Origin of the sequence: Streptomyces swartbergensis, from assembly GCF_002148965.1 — a bacterium.
Classification (GTDB): domain Bacteria; phylum Actinomycetota; class Actinomycetes; order Streptomycetales; family Streptomycetaceae; genus Streptomyces; species Streptomyces swartbergensis.
Map to the genome: position 1 here is coordinate 1 of NZ_NGFN01000045.1, position 14,582 is coordinate 14,582.

Sequence of the window (14,582 nt, forward strand, 5' to 3'; positions counted from 1 at the left end):
TTGTAGGCCGACTGCTGGGGCAGGTAGCGGAAGAGGTGGCCGAGCCGGGCGTGGGCGAAGCGGATCCAGTGCCGGGCGGAGGGAAAGCCGAGCAGGACCTGGGCGACCGCCAGGCACAGCAGTTCGGCGTCCGTGAGTTTCGGGGGTCGCCCGATCCGGCGACAAGGCGCCACGTGGTCGTCGATGAACACGTACAGTGCCGCCAGGAGGGCGTCCAGGTTTGTCTTCACACACTGACCAACGGGCGCCCTTCGCCATGGTCGCGACCAGCACACACATCGGACTCATTCATCTAGGGCGCGAGGACGGCTCCCAGGCGGCCGCCGGCGGGAGTACCCGCCGTGGCGGGCCCGATGAAGACGGCCGCGCCGTCGGCGCCGACGTGGACGGTGCCGTCGCCGGAGTTCTCGCCCGGGGCGCCGACGGCCAGGCCGACGGCCGAGGCCCCTGTGTAGTCGCCGGCGGCGACCTCCGCGCCGAAGCGGTCGCCGGGCTCGGCGGCACCGGGGATCCCGTCCGCACCCTGGTCGAGGGCCTGCGCGGAGGCCACGGTCAGGCCGGTGGTCAGCCGCAGGACCAGGGCGGAACCGGCGTCGGCACGGGTGGTGCCCGCCACGCCGATGTCCTCGCCGGGCAGTCCGGCCAGGACGTCGAGGACGCCGTCACCATCGACATCGCGCAGGACGACCGAGGCGCCCAGGGCGTCGCCGGCCTCGGCGGTGCCGGGGATGCCGTCGGTGTCCTGGTGGACGGTGACGGTGTCGCCGGGGTGGTTGAGGCCCCAGGGGTGGCCTCGCTTGATGGTGATCTGTCCGCCGGACCGGCCTCCGGCGTCGGCGGCGATCGGCTGACCCCCCAGCAGGTCGTCGTGGCCGTCCTTGTCGATGTCGCCGACGTCGAGGGAACGCCCCGGGGGCACGTGGGCGCCGAAGCCGCCGTGAGACCGTCCGGGCCGCCCGTGAACTCGTAGACTCTGCCGATGCCGTAGGTGTCGACGGTGGTCACCGCCAGGTCGTCGTAACCGTCGCCGTCGAAGTCGCCGACGGCGCCATCGATGGCGACCGCGGGGTCGAAGCCGACCCCGCGGGTGTGGACGGTGCCGGTGGCACTGTCCCGCCAGACGAGCCAGGAGCCGCTGCCGGCCGTACCGGGGCCGAGGCCGATCGCGTCGTCGAGGCCGTCGCCGTCGACGTCCCCCCACCTCGACGTCGGTCCCGAGCCGGGCCGAGTCCGGCGGACCCCAGTGGGCGCCCGTGGTGAAGGACGTACCCGCCGTCAGGCCCGAGGCCCCGGTCAGGACGGTGACCGAACCCCGGTCCGCGTTGCCGCTGGTGTCGTTCTCGCCGGGCGAGCCGACCACCAGGTCGGGGCGGCCGTCGCCGTCCAGGTCGCCGGAGGCGGTGGCGGCGCCGAAGCGGTCGCCGGGCTCGACGGCCCCGGGTACCGAGCCGGTGTCCTGGGTGAGCGTGCGCCGGCCGGTCGGGGCGGGGCCGGCGGTCGATCCGGGCAGGACGGTCACCGAACCCGACGCCGAGGCCGCCTCAGGGGTACCGGCGACCAGGTCGGAGGAGCCCGAGGCGTCGAAGTCGTACGGCGTCCCGGGTCCCGCCGCCCGTGCGGGAAGCGCCGTCAGGCCCGACACGGCCAGCACGGCGCAGGCGACGAAGGCGGCCGCTCCCGCTTCCACCCTCATGCCTTGCTCTTCAGCCAGGCCACGATGCGGTCGTACACGCCCGGCTCGCTCAGCAGGGAGCCGCCGTGCGCGGAACCGGTGACGACCTGCGTCTGGATACGGCCTTTGGGCACTCCCTTGGCCTCGGCCGTGGCCTCCAGGTCGGTGGAGTGGACGGGCGGAACGAAGTCGTCCTCGGAGTGGATCAGGTACATCGGGGCGTCGGCCGGGTCGACCCAGTGCCCGACGGATTGATGCGCGTGGCCGGGGCCAGAACTGGCTGGGCCCCGGCCGCGTGTCCGGACGAAGATCACCCCTTGAGTGCCGGCGTACGGCGAATACCACGAAGGGCAACCACTGTGCTTCCCCTCGACCGCCTCCGGGAGCTCCTGCGCGAGCTGGACGACCCCGACCCCGAACACCGGGAGATGCCCCGGGATTACGACGTTCCGGCCGCCCGGCAGCGCTTTCGGCAGTTCGCCGACGCCGCGGAGCGGCGGTTCGGGCCGTCCGTGTCGGCCGGCATGGGACAGGACTCGAGCTTCCTCGGTGTCGTCTCGGTCCCTGCTGAGGCCACGGGGACGGGCCGGCCCCTGCAGATGGCGATCAGCAATTTTGGCCCCTTCGTCACCGCCGAAACGGGAAGGCGATGGGGTCTGCCCGGTTGTGAGGAAGGCCTGGGCGACGAGTTCGTGACCTGGCTCGACGAGCTGTGCACAGAACTCGGCTGCGTCTACGTGCCCATCGAACTGCTCATGGAGCCGTACGACGGACCGACTCCCCTGGGAGACGACGAGGCCGGCGAGGCGATTCTGGCGGCGCTGGCGGCCGCGTCCGCAGACGAAGGGGAAGAAGAGGAAGACGATCTTCCGCCAGCCTGGTACGACCGGTACTTCCAGTACATGTGATGCGCGGCAGGACCGCCCTCAGGGAGTGATGTCCTCCGCGAGCACCCGCGCCATCGTGCGTTCGGCGAGGGCCGTGATGGTCACGAAGGGGTTGACCCCGATGGACCCGGGCACCAGCGAGCCATCGGTGACGTACAGCCTGGGGTAGCCCTTCACACGCCCGTAGGCGTCCGTCGCCCGGCCCAGCACGCAGCCGCCCAGCGGGTGGTAGGTGAAGTCGTCGGCGAAGACCTTGCTGCTCGACCCGAACAGGTCGTGCCGGTAGATCGTCGAGTTGGCCGCGTTGATCCGGTCGAACAGCTTCTTGGCCATGGCGACGGAGACCGCGCTGTGGGCGGCCGTCCAGCCGAGCCGTACCTCGCCCGAGCCGGTGTCGTACGAGAAGGACGCCCGCTCCCGGTTCCTGGTGATCGCCAGATAGAGACTCACCCAGTGCTCCAGCCCGGTCGGCAGCGGGGCGATCTCGGCGAACACCGGGTTGGCGGTGTTGGCCCAGTCGTCGATGCCCATGACCGGCATGGTCGACTGGTTCGCGCCGACCGTGTCCCACAGGTGGTTGGCCCGGCCGAGCATCACGTTACCGTTGGTGCCCCAGCCGGCGCCGACACCGGGGTCGAGATCGGGCAGGGCGCCCGTCTCCCGGGCGCGCAGCAGCAGTTCGGTGGTGCCGAGACTGCCGGCACCGAGGAAGAGGTAGGTGCAGCCGTACTCCTTGGTCTCGACGACGCGGCCGGTCTCGTCGACGCGGTCGGCGGTCAGGACGTAGGTCCCGTCCGGCGCCCGGCTGATCGCGCGGACCTTCTCCAGGGTGTGGATGGTGACGTTGCCGGTGCCGAGCGCGGCGGCGAGGTAGGTCTTGTCCAGGCTGCGCTTGCCGTGGTTGTTGCCGTAGATGACCTCCCCGGCGAGTGCCGACTTCGGGGCGGTGCCGGCCGCCTCGCGCGCCATGTGGCCGAAGTCGTAGACGTTCGGCACGAAGGTCGTCCGCAGTCCGGTCTTCTCGGCGTGCTGACGGGAGACGCGGGTGAAGCGGTACCACTCCGTCGACTCGAACCAGTCCGGGTCGACGGAGTTGACGCCGAGGGCGGCGCGGGCGCGTGGGAAGTACGTGCCGTACATCTCGTCGGCGTCGACGGCGGGGAACTGCTCGGCGAAGTAGGCCCTGGGCGGCGTGACCGCCATGCCGCCGTTGACGAGTGAACCGCCGCCGACGCCCCGGCCGACGTACACGGACATCTGCGCGAAGTGCACGCGGTCCAGGACGCCCGGGTAGCGGCCGATGTCCCTGTTGACGACATCCAGCCAGAGGAAGGTGCCCAGGGGTGCCTCGGTGCGGGTGCGGAACCACATGGAGCGCTGGTCCGGGGTGCGGGTGGAGCAGAAGATCTTGCCGTCCGCGCCGGGGGTGTTCCAGAGCCGGCCCATCTCCAGGACGAGGGTGCGGATGCCGGCCTGGGCGAGGCGGAGGGCGGCCACGGCGCCGCCGTAGCCGGAGCCGATGACTATCGCGGGGGCGGTGTCGACTGCGTCGGGCTGGGTGGCTCGGGCTGATTGGAGGCCTATGCGGGTGAAGCCGAGGGTGGCTGCGGTCTGCAGGGCTGCCATGCCGAGGATTTGACGTCTTGTCAGCTGACGCTTCATCAGATTTGATGTCATGTGCGCAGCATGGGCGGATTATTTGGTTCCGCCTAGTGGGGTGCCACTTGATCGTTGTGGGCGGGTGCGGGTGGTTTGTGGTTGGTCGCGCCCACGCGGCGGGGCCGCACATCGATACAGCCCCGCGCCCCTGACATACCTACAGCAAGCTTTTGAGGTGCTCGGCGAGGAGGTCCCAGCGCCAGTTCTCCTCGACCCACTCGCGGCCCCGCTCGCCCATCCTGCGGCGCAGCTCCGCGTCCCCCAGGAGAGTGGTGATGCGGTCGGCCGCCTCCTCGGGAGAGCCGCCCCTCACCACCCAGCCCGTCTCGCCGTCGAGGACCGCGTCCGGTGCGCCGCCCGAGTCGCCGGCGACGACCGGGAGGCCCGTCGCTGAGGCCTCCAGGTAGACGATGCCGAGGCCCTCGACGTCGAGGCCGCCGCGGCGGGTGCGGCAGGGCATGGCGAAGACGTCGCCGGCGCCGAAGTGGGCGGGCAGCTCCGCCCAGGGCACCGGGCCCGTGAAGCGGACGGAGTCGGCGACCCCCGTGTCGAGGGCCAGCTTGCGGAGGTCCTTCTCGTAGGGTCCGCCTCCGACGATCAGCAGCACGGCGTCCGGCTCGGCCGCCAGGATCCGCGGCATGGCCTGGATCAGGGTGTCCTGACCCTTGCGCCGCACCAGCCGGGAGACGCACACCACCACCGGGCGGTCCGACAGGCCGAGCCTCGCCCGGATCTCGTCACCGCCCGAACCGGGGTGGAAGGTCTTCTCGTCGACGCCCGGTGGCAGCTGCGCCATCCGTGCGGCCGCCTGCGGGCTGAGCGCGCCGGCGATCCGGGAGCGCGTGTACTCGCCGAGGTAGGTGATCGTGTCCGTGGCGTCACCGATCCGGCGCAGCAATTGCCGGGCGGCGGGCAGTTGCGCCCAGCCGGCCTCGTGCCCGTGCGTGGTGGCCACCAGCCGTTCGGCGCCCGCGCTCCGCAGCGCCGGCGCCATCAGGCCGAGGGGGGCAGCCGCCCCGAACCACACCGAGGTGCACCCGTGCTCCCGCAGCAGCCCGACGGCCCGCCGGGTGACGCCGGGCGTCGGCAGCAGCATCGTCGTACGGTCCCGTACGACGATGAAGGGCTGCTCGGCGTCGAAGGCGGCGGTCGCCTCCACGCCCTCCCGGCTCCGCTTCCAGGTCGACGCGTAGACGACCAGCCGCTCCGGGTCCAGCCGCAGCGCCATGTTGTGCAGAAACGCCTGGATGCCGCCCGGCCGGGGCGGGAAGTCGTTCGTCACGATCAGGGTCTTGCGCACGCCGCCGACCCTACCGAACCGCCCCTCACGGCCGTACGCGCCGGTATGTATGGCACGCTCACAGCCGGCGGGGACATCATGGCCTCCTCGACACGGCACGCAGGACGGACAGGGATCAGGTGAGGACGACGGGCGCGAGGCGGTCCCTGGCATGGCTGCTGGTGGCCTGGTGTCTCACGAGGCTGGTGTTGCTGCTGTTCGTGCTGAAGGTGTACGTCTTCCCGGGCCCGGACGTGACCAGCGACGTGTCCGTGATCTACCAGGGCTGGTACGACGTCCTGCGCACCGGAACGTTCCCTCAGGACGATGTCACCTGGCAGTACCCGCCCGCCGCCGCCCTGGCGATCCTCTCCCCCGGCCTGCTGCCCTTCCTGCCCTACGCGACCGCGTTCTACGTGCTGGTCTGCGTCACCGACCTGGCCGTCCTGGCCCTGCTGGCGTACGCGGGCCGGCACCCCGGCAGGTCGCTGCGCGGCGCCTGGGTGTGGGTGGCGGGCGTGCCGCTGCTCGGGCCGACGGTGTACGCGCGCTACGACGTGATGGTCACGGCCGTGGCCGTGGCGGCGCTGCTCGCGGGCGCCCGGCACCCCAGGGCGATGGGGGCGCTGGCCGCGTTCGGCGCGCTGCTGAAGATCTGGCCGGCGATGCTCCTCCTGGCTGCCCGCCGGCCCGCCTCCTGGGTGTCTGCCCTGGTGACCGGCATCGCGGTGACGGGTGTGTTCGCCCTGGTCATGCCGGGGGCGTTCGCCTTCCTGACCTTCCAGCGGGACCGGGGCACCGAGGTGGAGTCGCTCGGCGCGCTGGTCTTCCACGTCGCCCGGCACTTCGGCTGGGAGGGCGAGGTGCGGCTGAACTACGGCTCGATCGAGTTCCTCGGGCCGTATGTGAGCGAGGTCAGCACGGGCGCGCTGTTCCTGACGGGAGCGGCCTTCGGCTGGCTGATGCTGTGGCGGCTGCTGGCCCGGAGCTTCGAGGAGCACACGGTCGCCGACGCGGCCTTCGTGGCGGTGCTGATGTTCACCACCACCAGCCGGGTGATCAGCCCGCAGTACATGGTGTGGCTGGTCGGGCTGGGAGCGGTCTGCCTGTACTTCCCCGGGAGCCGGATGCGGCTGCCGATCGGGCTCGTCCTGGTGGCGTGCTTCGTGACGGTGCTGGAGTTCCCGCTCTACTTCGCCAACGTGGTGGCCAGCGACGGCCTCGGCCTCACCCTGCTGTTCCTGCGCAACGGCCTCCTGGTGGCCGCCGCGCTCCTCGCGGCCCGCGCCCTGTGGCGGGCGACGGTGCCGCGCACGGCCCCCGCCCCCGTRCCCGCTCAGCCCACCCGCACCGACGAGACCCCGGTCTCCACCTGAGCCGGGGCCCGCCGGAACAGCACGCCCGCCAGCCCGCACTGCACCGCCGTCGCCACCGCCAGCGCGAGGCACACACCGGGCAGCCCGAGCCCCGTCAGGCCGTACGCGAGCGGCAGCTGGACCGCCGTCCCGAGCACGGTCACGCGCAGCAGCTTCGGGGCGTCCCCGCCGCCCTCGAAGACCCCGCCGAGCGCGATGAGGCAGGCCATCAGCAGCAGATACGGCCCGACGCAGCGCAGGAAGAGCACGCCCTCGCGCGCGACCGCGGGTCCGGCGCCGAACGCGGCCATGAGCCACGGGGCGGTGACCGCCAGCAGCACGGCCGCGGCGAGGCCGATGGCTCCGGAGACCAGCACGGCCTGCCGCCCGATCTCCCGCCGCGCGTCCCTGCCCTCACCCCGCGTGTGCGCGGTGTGGATGGACGCGGCCTGGCGGACGGCGTAGAAGGCCATGGTCGCCACGTACATGACCTTGTAGGCGATCGAGTACGCGGCCACCGCCGTCACCCCGAGCCGCGCCACGATGGCGACCAGGACCAGGGCGCCCGTCTGCCGCACGGTGAAGTCGGCGGACATGGGCAGGCCGGTCGCCAGCGTCCGGCGCAGGGAGACGGCCAGGGGCTCCGCCGGTGCCGCGCCGCGGGCGCTGCGCAGCAGTGCGGTGCGCCGGACCGCGACGAGTCCGGCCCCGAGTGCCACGGACCGGCACAGCACCGTGGAGGCGGCGGCGCCCCGGACGCCGTAGAGGTGGATGAAGAGCGGGTCGAGGGCCAGGATCAGGCCGTTGGACAGCAGGGCGAGCCGCAGCGGGGTTCTGGTGTCGCCGGCGCCCTTGAGGATGCCGTCGACGAGTTGCTGGGCGAAGAAGACGGCCATGCCGGGCATGGAGAGCGCGAAGTACGCGACGGCTAGCGGGAGGGCGGCGCCGTCGGCCCCGCCCAGCACCAGCCGGGCCAGCGGTTCGCGCCCCAGCAGACCGCCCGCCACCACCAGGGGCGTCACCAGCGCCCAGAGCGCCCAGCCGCCGCGCACGGCCGCCCGTACGGCGGCGGGGTCGCGGGCGCCCCGGGCGTGTGCGACCAGCACGGTCGTGCCGGAGCCGAAGACCAGGGCGACGCCGAGCAGCACGTTCTCCGTGGTGGTCGCCACGGCCACGGCGGCCACGGCCGGGCCGCCCAGCCGGGCGACCCAGACGGTGTTGATGATCCCGGCGGCCACGGACGCGAGGAGCGAGAGGTAGACCGGGCGGGCGAGCTGGAGGAGTTGCTTGCGGTGGGCGTTCACGGTGGCTGTCCCCCTGGGTCCGGACGAACCTCGATGCGAGCTAACTCGATTCGAGGTAGCTCGTTAAGAGGTAGCATGAGGGCTCGCGCACCCGCAAGGAGGACCATGCTGGAGCTGTCGATCCTGGGCTTCCTGGCCGAGGAGCCGCTGCACGGCTATGAGCTCAAGGAGCGGATCAAGGCGCTGACCGGCCATGTCCGGCCGGTGAGCGACGGCGCGCTCTACCCGGCGATCACACGCCTGGTCGGGGCGGGCCTGCTCGACCAGCGCACCGAGCCGGGCGCGAGCGCGGCCCCGCGCCGGATCCTCGCCCTCACCGGCAAGGGCCGCGAGGAACTGCTGGAGCGGCTGCGCCACCCGAAGCAGACCGAGATCACCGACCACGTCCGCTTCAACACGGTCCTGGCGTTCCTGCGCCACCTGCCCGACCGGCACGAGCAGGCCGCGGTGCTGCGCCGCCGGCTGGATTTCCTGGAGACGCCGTCGAGCTTCTTCTACGACTCCGGCAAGCCGGTCCGCGCCGAGGAGGCCGACGACCTGTTCCGCCAGGGCATGCTGCGCGTCGCCCGGGCGACGGGCGAGGCGGAACGCGCCTGGCTGCGGGAGGCCATCACACTGCTCGAACAGCCGGGCTGAGGCCGGGGGCGATCCGGTCAGGTCCGGTCACCGCACCATCGGCCGAGACGAACATGCGGCGGCCGGGTCCGCCACGCTCCGATCAGCCGAGCCGGGCTACCGCGCTGCGGCGCCGCCACACCCGATCCCCCAGGCCCGACCCACCACGCTCCACCCCCACCACACCCCAACCACCCAAGCCAGGCCCGCAGCGGCCGGGCCACCACACCCCGACCAACCGAGCCCGACCCACCACGGCCCAGCCGGCCACAGCACCGACAGCCGAGACAAGACCGCCCGCCGGCCTACCCCAGCCCACTCAGCCCACCCCAGCCCACTCAGCCCAGCTGAACCCGCAGATAGTCCCGCCACTCCTCCGTGAAGCCCTCCGGCGTCGTCCCCAGCACCTCGCGCATGGCCTCCTCCACCGCCCCGGCCCGCTTCCGGTGCTCGCCGACGGCCCGGTAGAACTCGCCCATCCGGGCTTCGCCCCAGCGGTCGGCGATCAGCCGGCACGCCGTCCAGCCGCTCTCGTAGGCCCGGGCCAGACGGCTCGCGTCGCCGGTGAAGCCGAAGTCCTTGTCGTCCGGGAGGGCGGACGGGATCTGGCCCTGGGTCACCGCGCGGGACAGTTCGGGCGCGGCCTCGCGCGGCGTACGGCCGGTGGACCGGTAGCCGACCCAGTCGGCGTAGCCCTCGGACAGCCACAGCGGGGTGGCGGGGGTGGTGTGTGCACGGGTGGCGACATGGGTGGTCTCGTGGGTGACGACGACCTGCTCGCCGAGGGTGCCCAGGAGTGCGAACGCGTCGGGGTTGACGATGACGCGGTCCGCGGGCGCGTGCGCCGGTGCGCCCGTCTCGCCGGTGGTGACCGCCGCGATCCCGCGGTAGGAGGAGGCGGGCGAGCCGAGCAGCCCCGCCATCCCCTCCAGTGACTTCGGCACGAGCAGGACGACGCGCCGGCCCCAGTCCGTGCCCCACGCGTCCGAGACGGCGGGCACCGCACGGTCGGCCAGGTCCGCGAAGCCGCGCAGCGACCGGCCGGACTGTCCGACACCGAGGACGAGGCTGCGCTCGCCCCGGACGACCTGTACCGCCCCCTGGTCCCACAACTGCTGGGCGGACTTCCTCGCGGGCCGGTCGGCGTCGACGGACCACTGCCCGTCCGTGTCGCGGCTGAGCCGCAGCGTACGGCCGGCGGTCACCGGCGCCCGGTCGTACCCCGCGACGCGGTAGCGCAGTTCGGCATCGGCGGTGGCCGTGTCGCCGGTGCGGTGCAGGCCGGTCACGCGGTAGGACCAGTCGGCCAGGGGCAGGGCGCGCAGACGGGCGAGATCCGCCCCGGTGCCCGTGCGCGCGTAGGCCCGCTCGTCGCGGTCGAGGACCGCGGCGGCCCGCCGGTCGAGGAGCCGCTGGACGTCGGCCGTGGCGCTGTCGGCGGCGGGCCGGCCCCCGCATCCGGTCAGGAAGACGAGCAGCAGTACGAGCGCCACCACCGGGGACCCCGACCTTCGACCAGCCACGTTCCCGATCGTACGGGCGCCGGGCCGCGCCGGTCAGACCCTGGTGACCGACGAGACCGGCATCATCCCGACCGGGTCGTAGCGCACGGGTGCGCCGGGGTAGGGCGCGTGGATGACCTGGCCGTTGCCCATGTACATCCCGACATGGCTGGCGTCGGACCGGTAGACGACCAGGTCACCGGGGCGCGCCTCGGACAGCGGGACCTGCCGGCCGGCGTACCGCTGGCCCTGCGAGGTGCGCGGCAGGGAGACCCCGGCCTGCGCGTACGACCACTGCGTCAGGCCCGAACAGTCGAAGCCGGAGGGGCCGTTGGCGCCCCAGATGTAGGGCTTGCCGAGCACGCTGCGGGCGGCGGCGACGGCGGCCGCTCCGCGTCCCGAGGCGGCGGTGGCGCTGCCGAGGTCGGGAATGGAGTCGCGGCCGGAGCGGGAGGCGCGGCCGAACATGTCGCGCTCGGTGTCCGGAAGGGAGTTGAGCAGCCGCCGGGCCGTGGCGAGCTTCCGCTCGACGGTCTTCTTGTGGGCGGCGACGGCCTTGCGGCTCTTCTCCAGTTCGCGGAGCTTGCCGGCGGCCTCCTCGCGGTCCTGGGCGAGTTCGCGCATGGCCTCCTGGAGCTCCTTCAGCTCGCCGGCCTGGTGGGCCGTGATGCGGTCCAGCCGGGACGCCTTGTCGAGGTAGTCGTCCGGGTCGTCGGAGAACAGCAGGGCGAGGGACGGGTCGATGCCGCCCGAGCGGTACTGGGCGCCGGCGAGCGAACCGAGCGACTCCCGCATGGAGTTGATGCGCTGCTGCTGCCGGGCGATCCGGTCCCGGGCGGTGCGGACCTCGTCACGCAGTTCGTCGGCGCGCTCGTCGGCCTCGTTGTAGGCCTCGGTCGCCTTCTCGGCCTGCTCGTAGAGGCGGTCCACCTCGGCCCGGGTGTCGTCGTACGGTGCGGCCGCGGCCGGTACCGCGCCCAGGGCGGCGGCCGCGACGGAAAGGAAGCTGACCGCGACACTGGCGCCCCGGTCGAACCCGGACGGTGCAAGGCGGCGATGGGACCCCACGGGAAGCCGCTCTCCTTCCGCTGACGGACTAGGAAACGCGGCAGACAGTAGCCCCGCGACGGGGGGCCGCCAACGACCATCCGTGGGTACGCGGCACGACGCCCCGCCACTGACGCAGGTCACTGGCGGGGCGTGGGCTCAGTCGAAGTTGTCGCGATTCGCCCGAACGGCGGACACGGTGTCCTGATCTCGGAGTCGCCGGAGGCCCGTCGGGGTCGTCGTGCGGAACGTCAGACGCGGACGCCGAACATGAACGGGCCGCCGATGGTGTCCATCGACTCGTAGCGGACGACCGTGCCGGTGCGCGGGGCGTGGATGATCTGCCCGTTGCCGGCGTAGAGGCCGACGTGGTGCAGGTCGTTGAAGAAGAAGACCAGGTCGCCGACCTTGAGCTGGCTGACCGAGTAGATCTTGGTGCCGATCTGCGACTGCGCCTCGGAGGTACGCGGGATCTGGACGCCGGCCGCGGCGTAGGCCCGGGAGGTGAGGCCGGAGCAGTCGAAGGAGCTCATGCCGGTGGCGCCGTAGACGTACGGCTTGCCGAGCTGGCTCTGGGCGAAGGCGAAGGCCGCGGCGGCCCGGCCCGAGCCGGGCGGGACGTCGGCGGTGATGGCGTCGCGCTCGCTGGTCCGGCTGGCGCGGTCCTGCTCGGCGGCGAGAGCCGCCTTCTCGGCGGCGGTGAGGCTGTTGAGCAGCTTCTGCGCGGAGGCGAGCTTGCCCTGGACTTCCTTCTTCTTCTTGCCGAGTTCGGTGCGGGTGGAGGCGAGGTCCTTGAGCTTCTCGGACGCCTCGGCGCGCTCCTGGGCGAGTTCGCGCTGCTTCTCCTGGACCTTCTTCAGCGCCTCGACCTGCTGGCTGCTCAACTGGTCGAGCGTGGAGGCCTTGTCGAGGTAGTCGTCCGGGTTGGCGGAGAGGAAGAGCTGGACGGAGGGGTCGATGGAGCCGGTCCGGTACTGCGACGCGGCCGCGAGACCCAGGCTGTCGCGCAGCTCGTTGAGCTCCTCCTGGCCGCGGGCGACGTTGTCCTGGATGGTGGAGATCTCCTTCTGGAGCTTCTCCTGCTTCTCCTTGGCCCCGTTGTACTTCTCGGTGGCCTGCTCCGCCTCTTCGTAGAGCTTGTCGACCTTGGCCTTGACCTCGTCCTTGCTCGGCTTCTCGCTGGGAGCGGCGTTGGCGGCCTGCGAGCTGAAGGCGACGGCAGCGGCAGCGGCGGTGGTCAACACGGTCACACGTGCGCGGCTCGGCTGCTTGGGACGACGGTGGGACGCCACGGGTGACAAGCTCCTTCTCGGCCCCTCCGCCGTCGCTCCCAGTGAGCGATCACCCGAGCGGAGGTTCGGGGCCTGACCCTAGTGACCTTCCTGTGATCAGTTCAAATCCTCAGATGAAAAATTCCGCCCCAACGGTCATTCTTTGCACGGGACTCACAGGCTGTGCGGTGAACTTGACCGTACGTCGCGTGAAGGTCCCGCCAATTCGGGCATCACGCCCGGAAGTTACGCATGGGGCGTACGCCCTTTAGAGCCCGGAACGGCCGCTAGCCACGCGAAAGGCGCTTCAGCAGCATCGCCGAGGCCACGGGGCGGGCGCCCGCGCGGGCGACGCCGTCGGCGACCTCGCGGTCGGTGGAGGCCACGATGACCGGCCGGCCGGGCGGTTCGGCGCGCACCAGCTGGCGGATGAGCTCGTCGGCGGTGACGCCCGGCTTCGAGAACAGCACCCGCACCCCGCGCGGCGGCGCGAGCAGTACCGGCGCGGCCAGTTCGGCCCCGTCGAAGACGCACGTCACCTCGGCGCCGCTCTGCGCCGCCAGTTGCGAGAGCTGCCCCAGCAGCCGCAGGCGCTGCTTCTCCAGCGGCATCTGCGGATAGCCGGTCTTGGTGACGTTGTAGCCGTCGACGACCAGATGGGCCTGCGGCAGCGCCAGCAGCTGGTCCAGGACCTGCGGATCGTTCTCGGACAGGGCGCGGGCGGCGATGTCCTTGGGGCTCATCCGGCCCGGCTCGACGGCGTCCACGGTCTCGGCGGGCCGGACCGACACCGGCGGCAGGGCCAGCTCGCGCCGGAGCCCCTGGGTGGCGTCCAGCAGGGTGTCCAGCAGCAGCCGTACCCGCATGTCCTCGACGCTGCGGCCCTCGCGTGCCGCCCGGCGTGCCGCCTCCAGGGCGGCCTCGGTCTCGCCCAGCCGCCCCTTGAGCCGCCGGGTCTCGCTCTCGGCGGCGGACACCTGGGCCTGCCCCTCGGCGCGGACGGCCTCGATCTCGCCGTGCGCCTTGCGCAGGGCGGCCTCGCCGCGCTTGACGTCGCTGAGGGCGGCGCGGAGCTTGCGGTGCAGCGACTCGGCTTCCTTCTTGGCCGATTCCAGCTCCGTGCGCAGCCGCTCCGTCTCGGCCCTGGTGTGGTCACGGGCCCGGGCCAGCTCGGCGCGCAGCCGCTCCAGCTCGGCCCGGTTCTCCTCGTCGACCCGCTCGGCGTCGGCCCGCAGGGCCTCCTCGCCGGCGGCGGTCACGAGCTTCACCCAGCCGGGGGGCCGCAGTACATAGGCCGCGGCCGCCACGTCGAGCGGATCCGCGGCCGGGGGCGGGGAGCCTGAGTCGAGGGCGCCGGTCAGTTCCGGCTGGGCCTCTCTGAGCTTCTCCCCGATGCGCTGCCGGAACAGCGGGTCGGTCTCCAGCGCCGCGGCCATGGCGTTGCCGGCGAACTTGGCCCGGCGGTTCGGGGCGAACCGGGCGTACTGCCTGAGCTGCGCGGGCAGCTCGCCGACCGTCAGCGAACCGAAGCCGTCGGAGACGATCTGGACGACCCTGCGGCGCACGCCGTCGGGCAGCGGACGGTCGAGCACCTCGGCGGCGCCGTCGCCCGGCCCCCCGCCCGTGGTCTCCACCATCCGTCACACCCCAATGCCTGTGCGGGGCCAGCTCCCCTCAGGAGCCGGCACCCGGCCTGTCCACGAGTTCCACCTGGTCCACCGCGTTGCACCAGCGGCAGCGCACCGACTCGATGGTCTCACTGAGCACCTCGCGCTCCTCGACCTTCGGCTCTCCGGCCAGGTCGAGGTGGACGTACTCGACGACCTTCGACGAGCGGGTCACGTCGAACCTCGTGAGATTGCCGCAGAGGGCGCAGCGCCACCGCGTCGAGGCGGTCGGCAGGGGAACCGTCATCGTGGCCTGTTCTCTTTCCTTCTAGTGTCCGCGACGCCACCGGCATCCCCGGTGCGTGTGGCTCGTAACCCTACGGC

At 72.5% G+C, this 14,582-nt stretch carries 13 protein-coding genes and 3 pseudogenes; 3 read left to right on the forward strand and 13 right to left on the reverse strand.

Annotated elements, in window-relative coordinates; genetic code table 11:
* From CA983_RS10440 to CA983_RS10450, 5 genes and pseudogenes are all read right to left on the reverse strand, one after another.
* A pseudogene (locus CA983_RS10440) lies at nucleotides 1-230 on the reverse strand (IS982 family transposase); the annotation flags it as partial.
* Between the two features lie 62 nt (nucleotides 231-292).
* On the reverse strand, nucleotides 293-919 hold the full coding sequence (locus CA983_RS47760; RefSeq protein WP_244206777.1) for a hypothetical protein: 627 nt from the start codon (nucleotides 917-919) through the stop codon (nucleotides 293-295).
* 59 nt (nucleotides 920-978) lie between these two features.
* A pseudogene (locus tag CA983_RS49455) lies at nucleotides 979-1,164 on the reverse strand (hypothetical protein); the annotation flags it as partial.
* Between the two features lie 142 nt (nucleotides 1,165-1,306).
* Nucleotides 1,307-1,693 (reverse strand): annotated as a pseudogene (locus CA983_RS49460) (FG-GAP repeat protein); the annotation flags it as partial.
* Nucleotides 1,690-1,887: an alpha/beta hydrolase family protein gene (locus tag CA983_RS10450; protein ID WP_086600600.1), complete on the reverse strand. Its 198-nt coding sequence runs from the start codon at nucleotides 1,885-1,887 to the stop codon at nucleotides 1,690-1,692. The pseudogene CA983_RS49460 and the gene CA983_RS10450, both read right to left, overlap by 4 nt.
* A gap of 144 nt (nucleotides 1,888-2,031) precedes the next feature.
* Here CA983_RS10450 and CA983_RS10455 point away from each other — a divergent pair, with 144 nt between their 5' ends.
* On the forward strand, nucleotides 2,032-2,580 hold the full coding sequence (locus tag CA983_RS10455) for a hypothetical protein (RefSeq protein WP_086600601.1): 549 nt from the start codon (nucleotides 2,032-2,034) through the stop codon (nucleotides 2,578-2,580).
* 18 nt (nucleotides 2,581-2,598) lie between these two features.
* Here CA983_RS10455 and CA983_RS10460 read toward each other — a convergent pair whose 3' ends face one another.
* Nucleotides 2,599-4,221, reverse strand: a complete 1,623-nt coding sequence (locus tag CA983_RS10460) for a GMC oxidoreductase (protein ID WP_483027213.1) — start codon at nucleotides 4,219-4,221, stop codon at nucleotides 2,599-2,601.
* Nucleotides 4,222-4,375: 154 nt separating this feature from the next.
* Complete coding sequence (locus CA983_RS10465) at nucleotides 4,376-5,518, reverse strand: glycosyltransferase family 4 protein (RefSeq protein WP_086600603.1); 1,143 nt, start codon at nucleotides 5,516-5,518, stop codon at nucleotides 4,376-4,378.
* A 119-nt stretch (nucleotides 5,519-5,637) separates the two neighbouring features.
* Between CA983_RS10465 and CA983_RS10470 the strand changes: the two genes are divergently transcribed.
* Nucleotides 5,638-6,873, forward strand: coding sequence for a glycosyltransferase family 87 protein (locus CA983_RS10470; RefSeq protein WP_086600604.1), 1,236 nt, complete (start codon nucleotides 5,638-5,640; stop codon nucleotides 6,871-6,873).
* Here CA983_RS10470 and CA983_RS10475 read toward each other — a convergent pair.
* Nucleotides 6,834-8,156 (reverse strand): MATE family efflux transporter, encoded by a 1,323-nt coding sequence (locus tag CA983_RS10475; protein WP_086600605.1) that lies wholly within the window; start codon nucleotides 8,154-8,156, stop codon nucleotides 6,834-6,836. The genes CA983_RS10470 and CA983_RS10475 overlap by 40 nt on opposite strands.
* A 105-nt stretch (nucleotides 8,157-8,261) precedes the next feature.
* Here CA983_RS10475 and CA983_RS10480 point away from each other — a divergent pair, with 105 nt between their 5' ends.
* Nucleotides 8,262-8,792 carry a PadR family transcriptional regulator gene (locus tag CA983_RS10480; RefSeq protein WP_086600606.1) on the forward strand — a complete coding sequence of 177 codons (531 nt, stop codon included), beginning with the start codon at nucleotides 8,262-8,264 and terminating at the stop codon, nucleotides 8,790-8,792.
* Nucleotides 8,793-9,109: 317 nt separating this feature from the next.
* Here the strand turns inward: CA983_RS10480 and CA983_RS10485 are convergent, their stop codons facing one another.
* The 5 genes from CA983_RS10485 to CA983_RS10505 all read right to left on the reverse strand — a co-directional run bounded on the left by CA983_RS10485 (nucleotide 9,110) and on the right by CA983_RS10505 (nucleotide 14,505).
* The gene (locus CA983_RS10485; RefSeq protein ID WP_086600607.1) at nucleotides 9,110-10,294 is read right to left on the reverse strand and encodes a hypothetical protein; all 1,185 of its coding nucleotides are present in this window, start codon (nucleotides 10,292-10,294) and stop codon (nucleotides 9,110-9,112) included.
* Between the two features lie 33 nt (nucleotides 10,295-10,327).
* On the reverse strand, nucleotides 10,328-11,341 hold the full coding sequence (locus CA983_RS10490) for a C40 family peptidase (protein WP_086600608.1): 1,014 nt from the start codon (nucleotides 11,339-11,341) through the stop codon (nucleotides 10,328-10,330).
* A 230-nt stretch (nucleotides 11,342-11,571) separates the two neighbouring features.
* Nucleotides 11,572-12,612 carry a C40 family peptidase gene (locus CA983_RS10495; protein WP_086600609.1) on the reverse strand — a complete coding sequence of 347 codons (1,041 nt, stop codon included), beginning with the start codon at nucleotides 12,610-12,612 and terminating at the stop codon, nucleotides 11,572-11,574.
* A gap of 266 nt (nucleotides 12,613-12,878) precedes the next feature.
* Nucleotides 12,879-14,228 carry an NYN domain-containing protein gene (locus tag CA983_RS10500; RefSeq protein WP_086600610.1) on the reverse strand — a complete coding sequence of 450 codons (1,350 nt, stop codon included), beginning with the start codon at nucleotides 14,226-14,228 and terminating at the stop codon, nucleotides 12,879-12,881.
* A 37-nt stretch (nucleotides 14,229-14,265) separates the two neighbouring features.
* A complete protein-coding gene (locus tag CA983_RS10505) occupies nucleotides 14,266-14,505 on the reverse strand; it encodes a hypothetical protein (RefSeq protein ID WP_020272953.1) in 240 nt (79 codons plus the stop codon).
* Nucleotides 14,506-14,582: the final 77 nt, after the last annotated feature.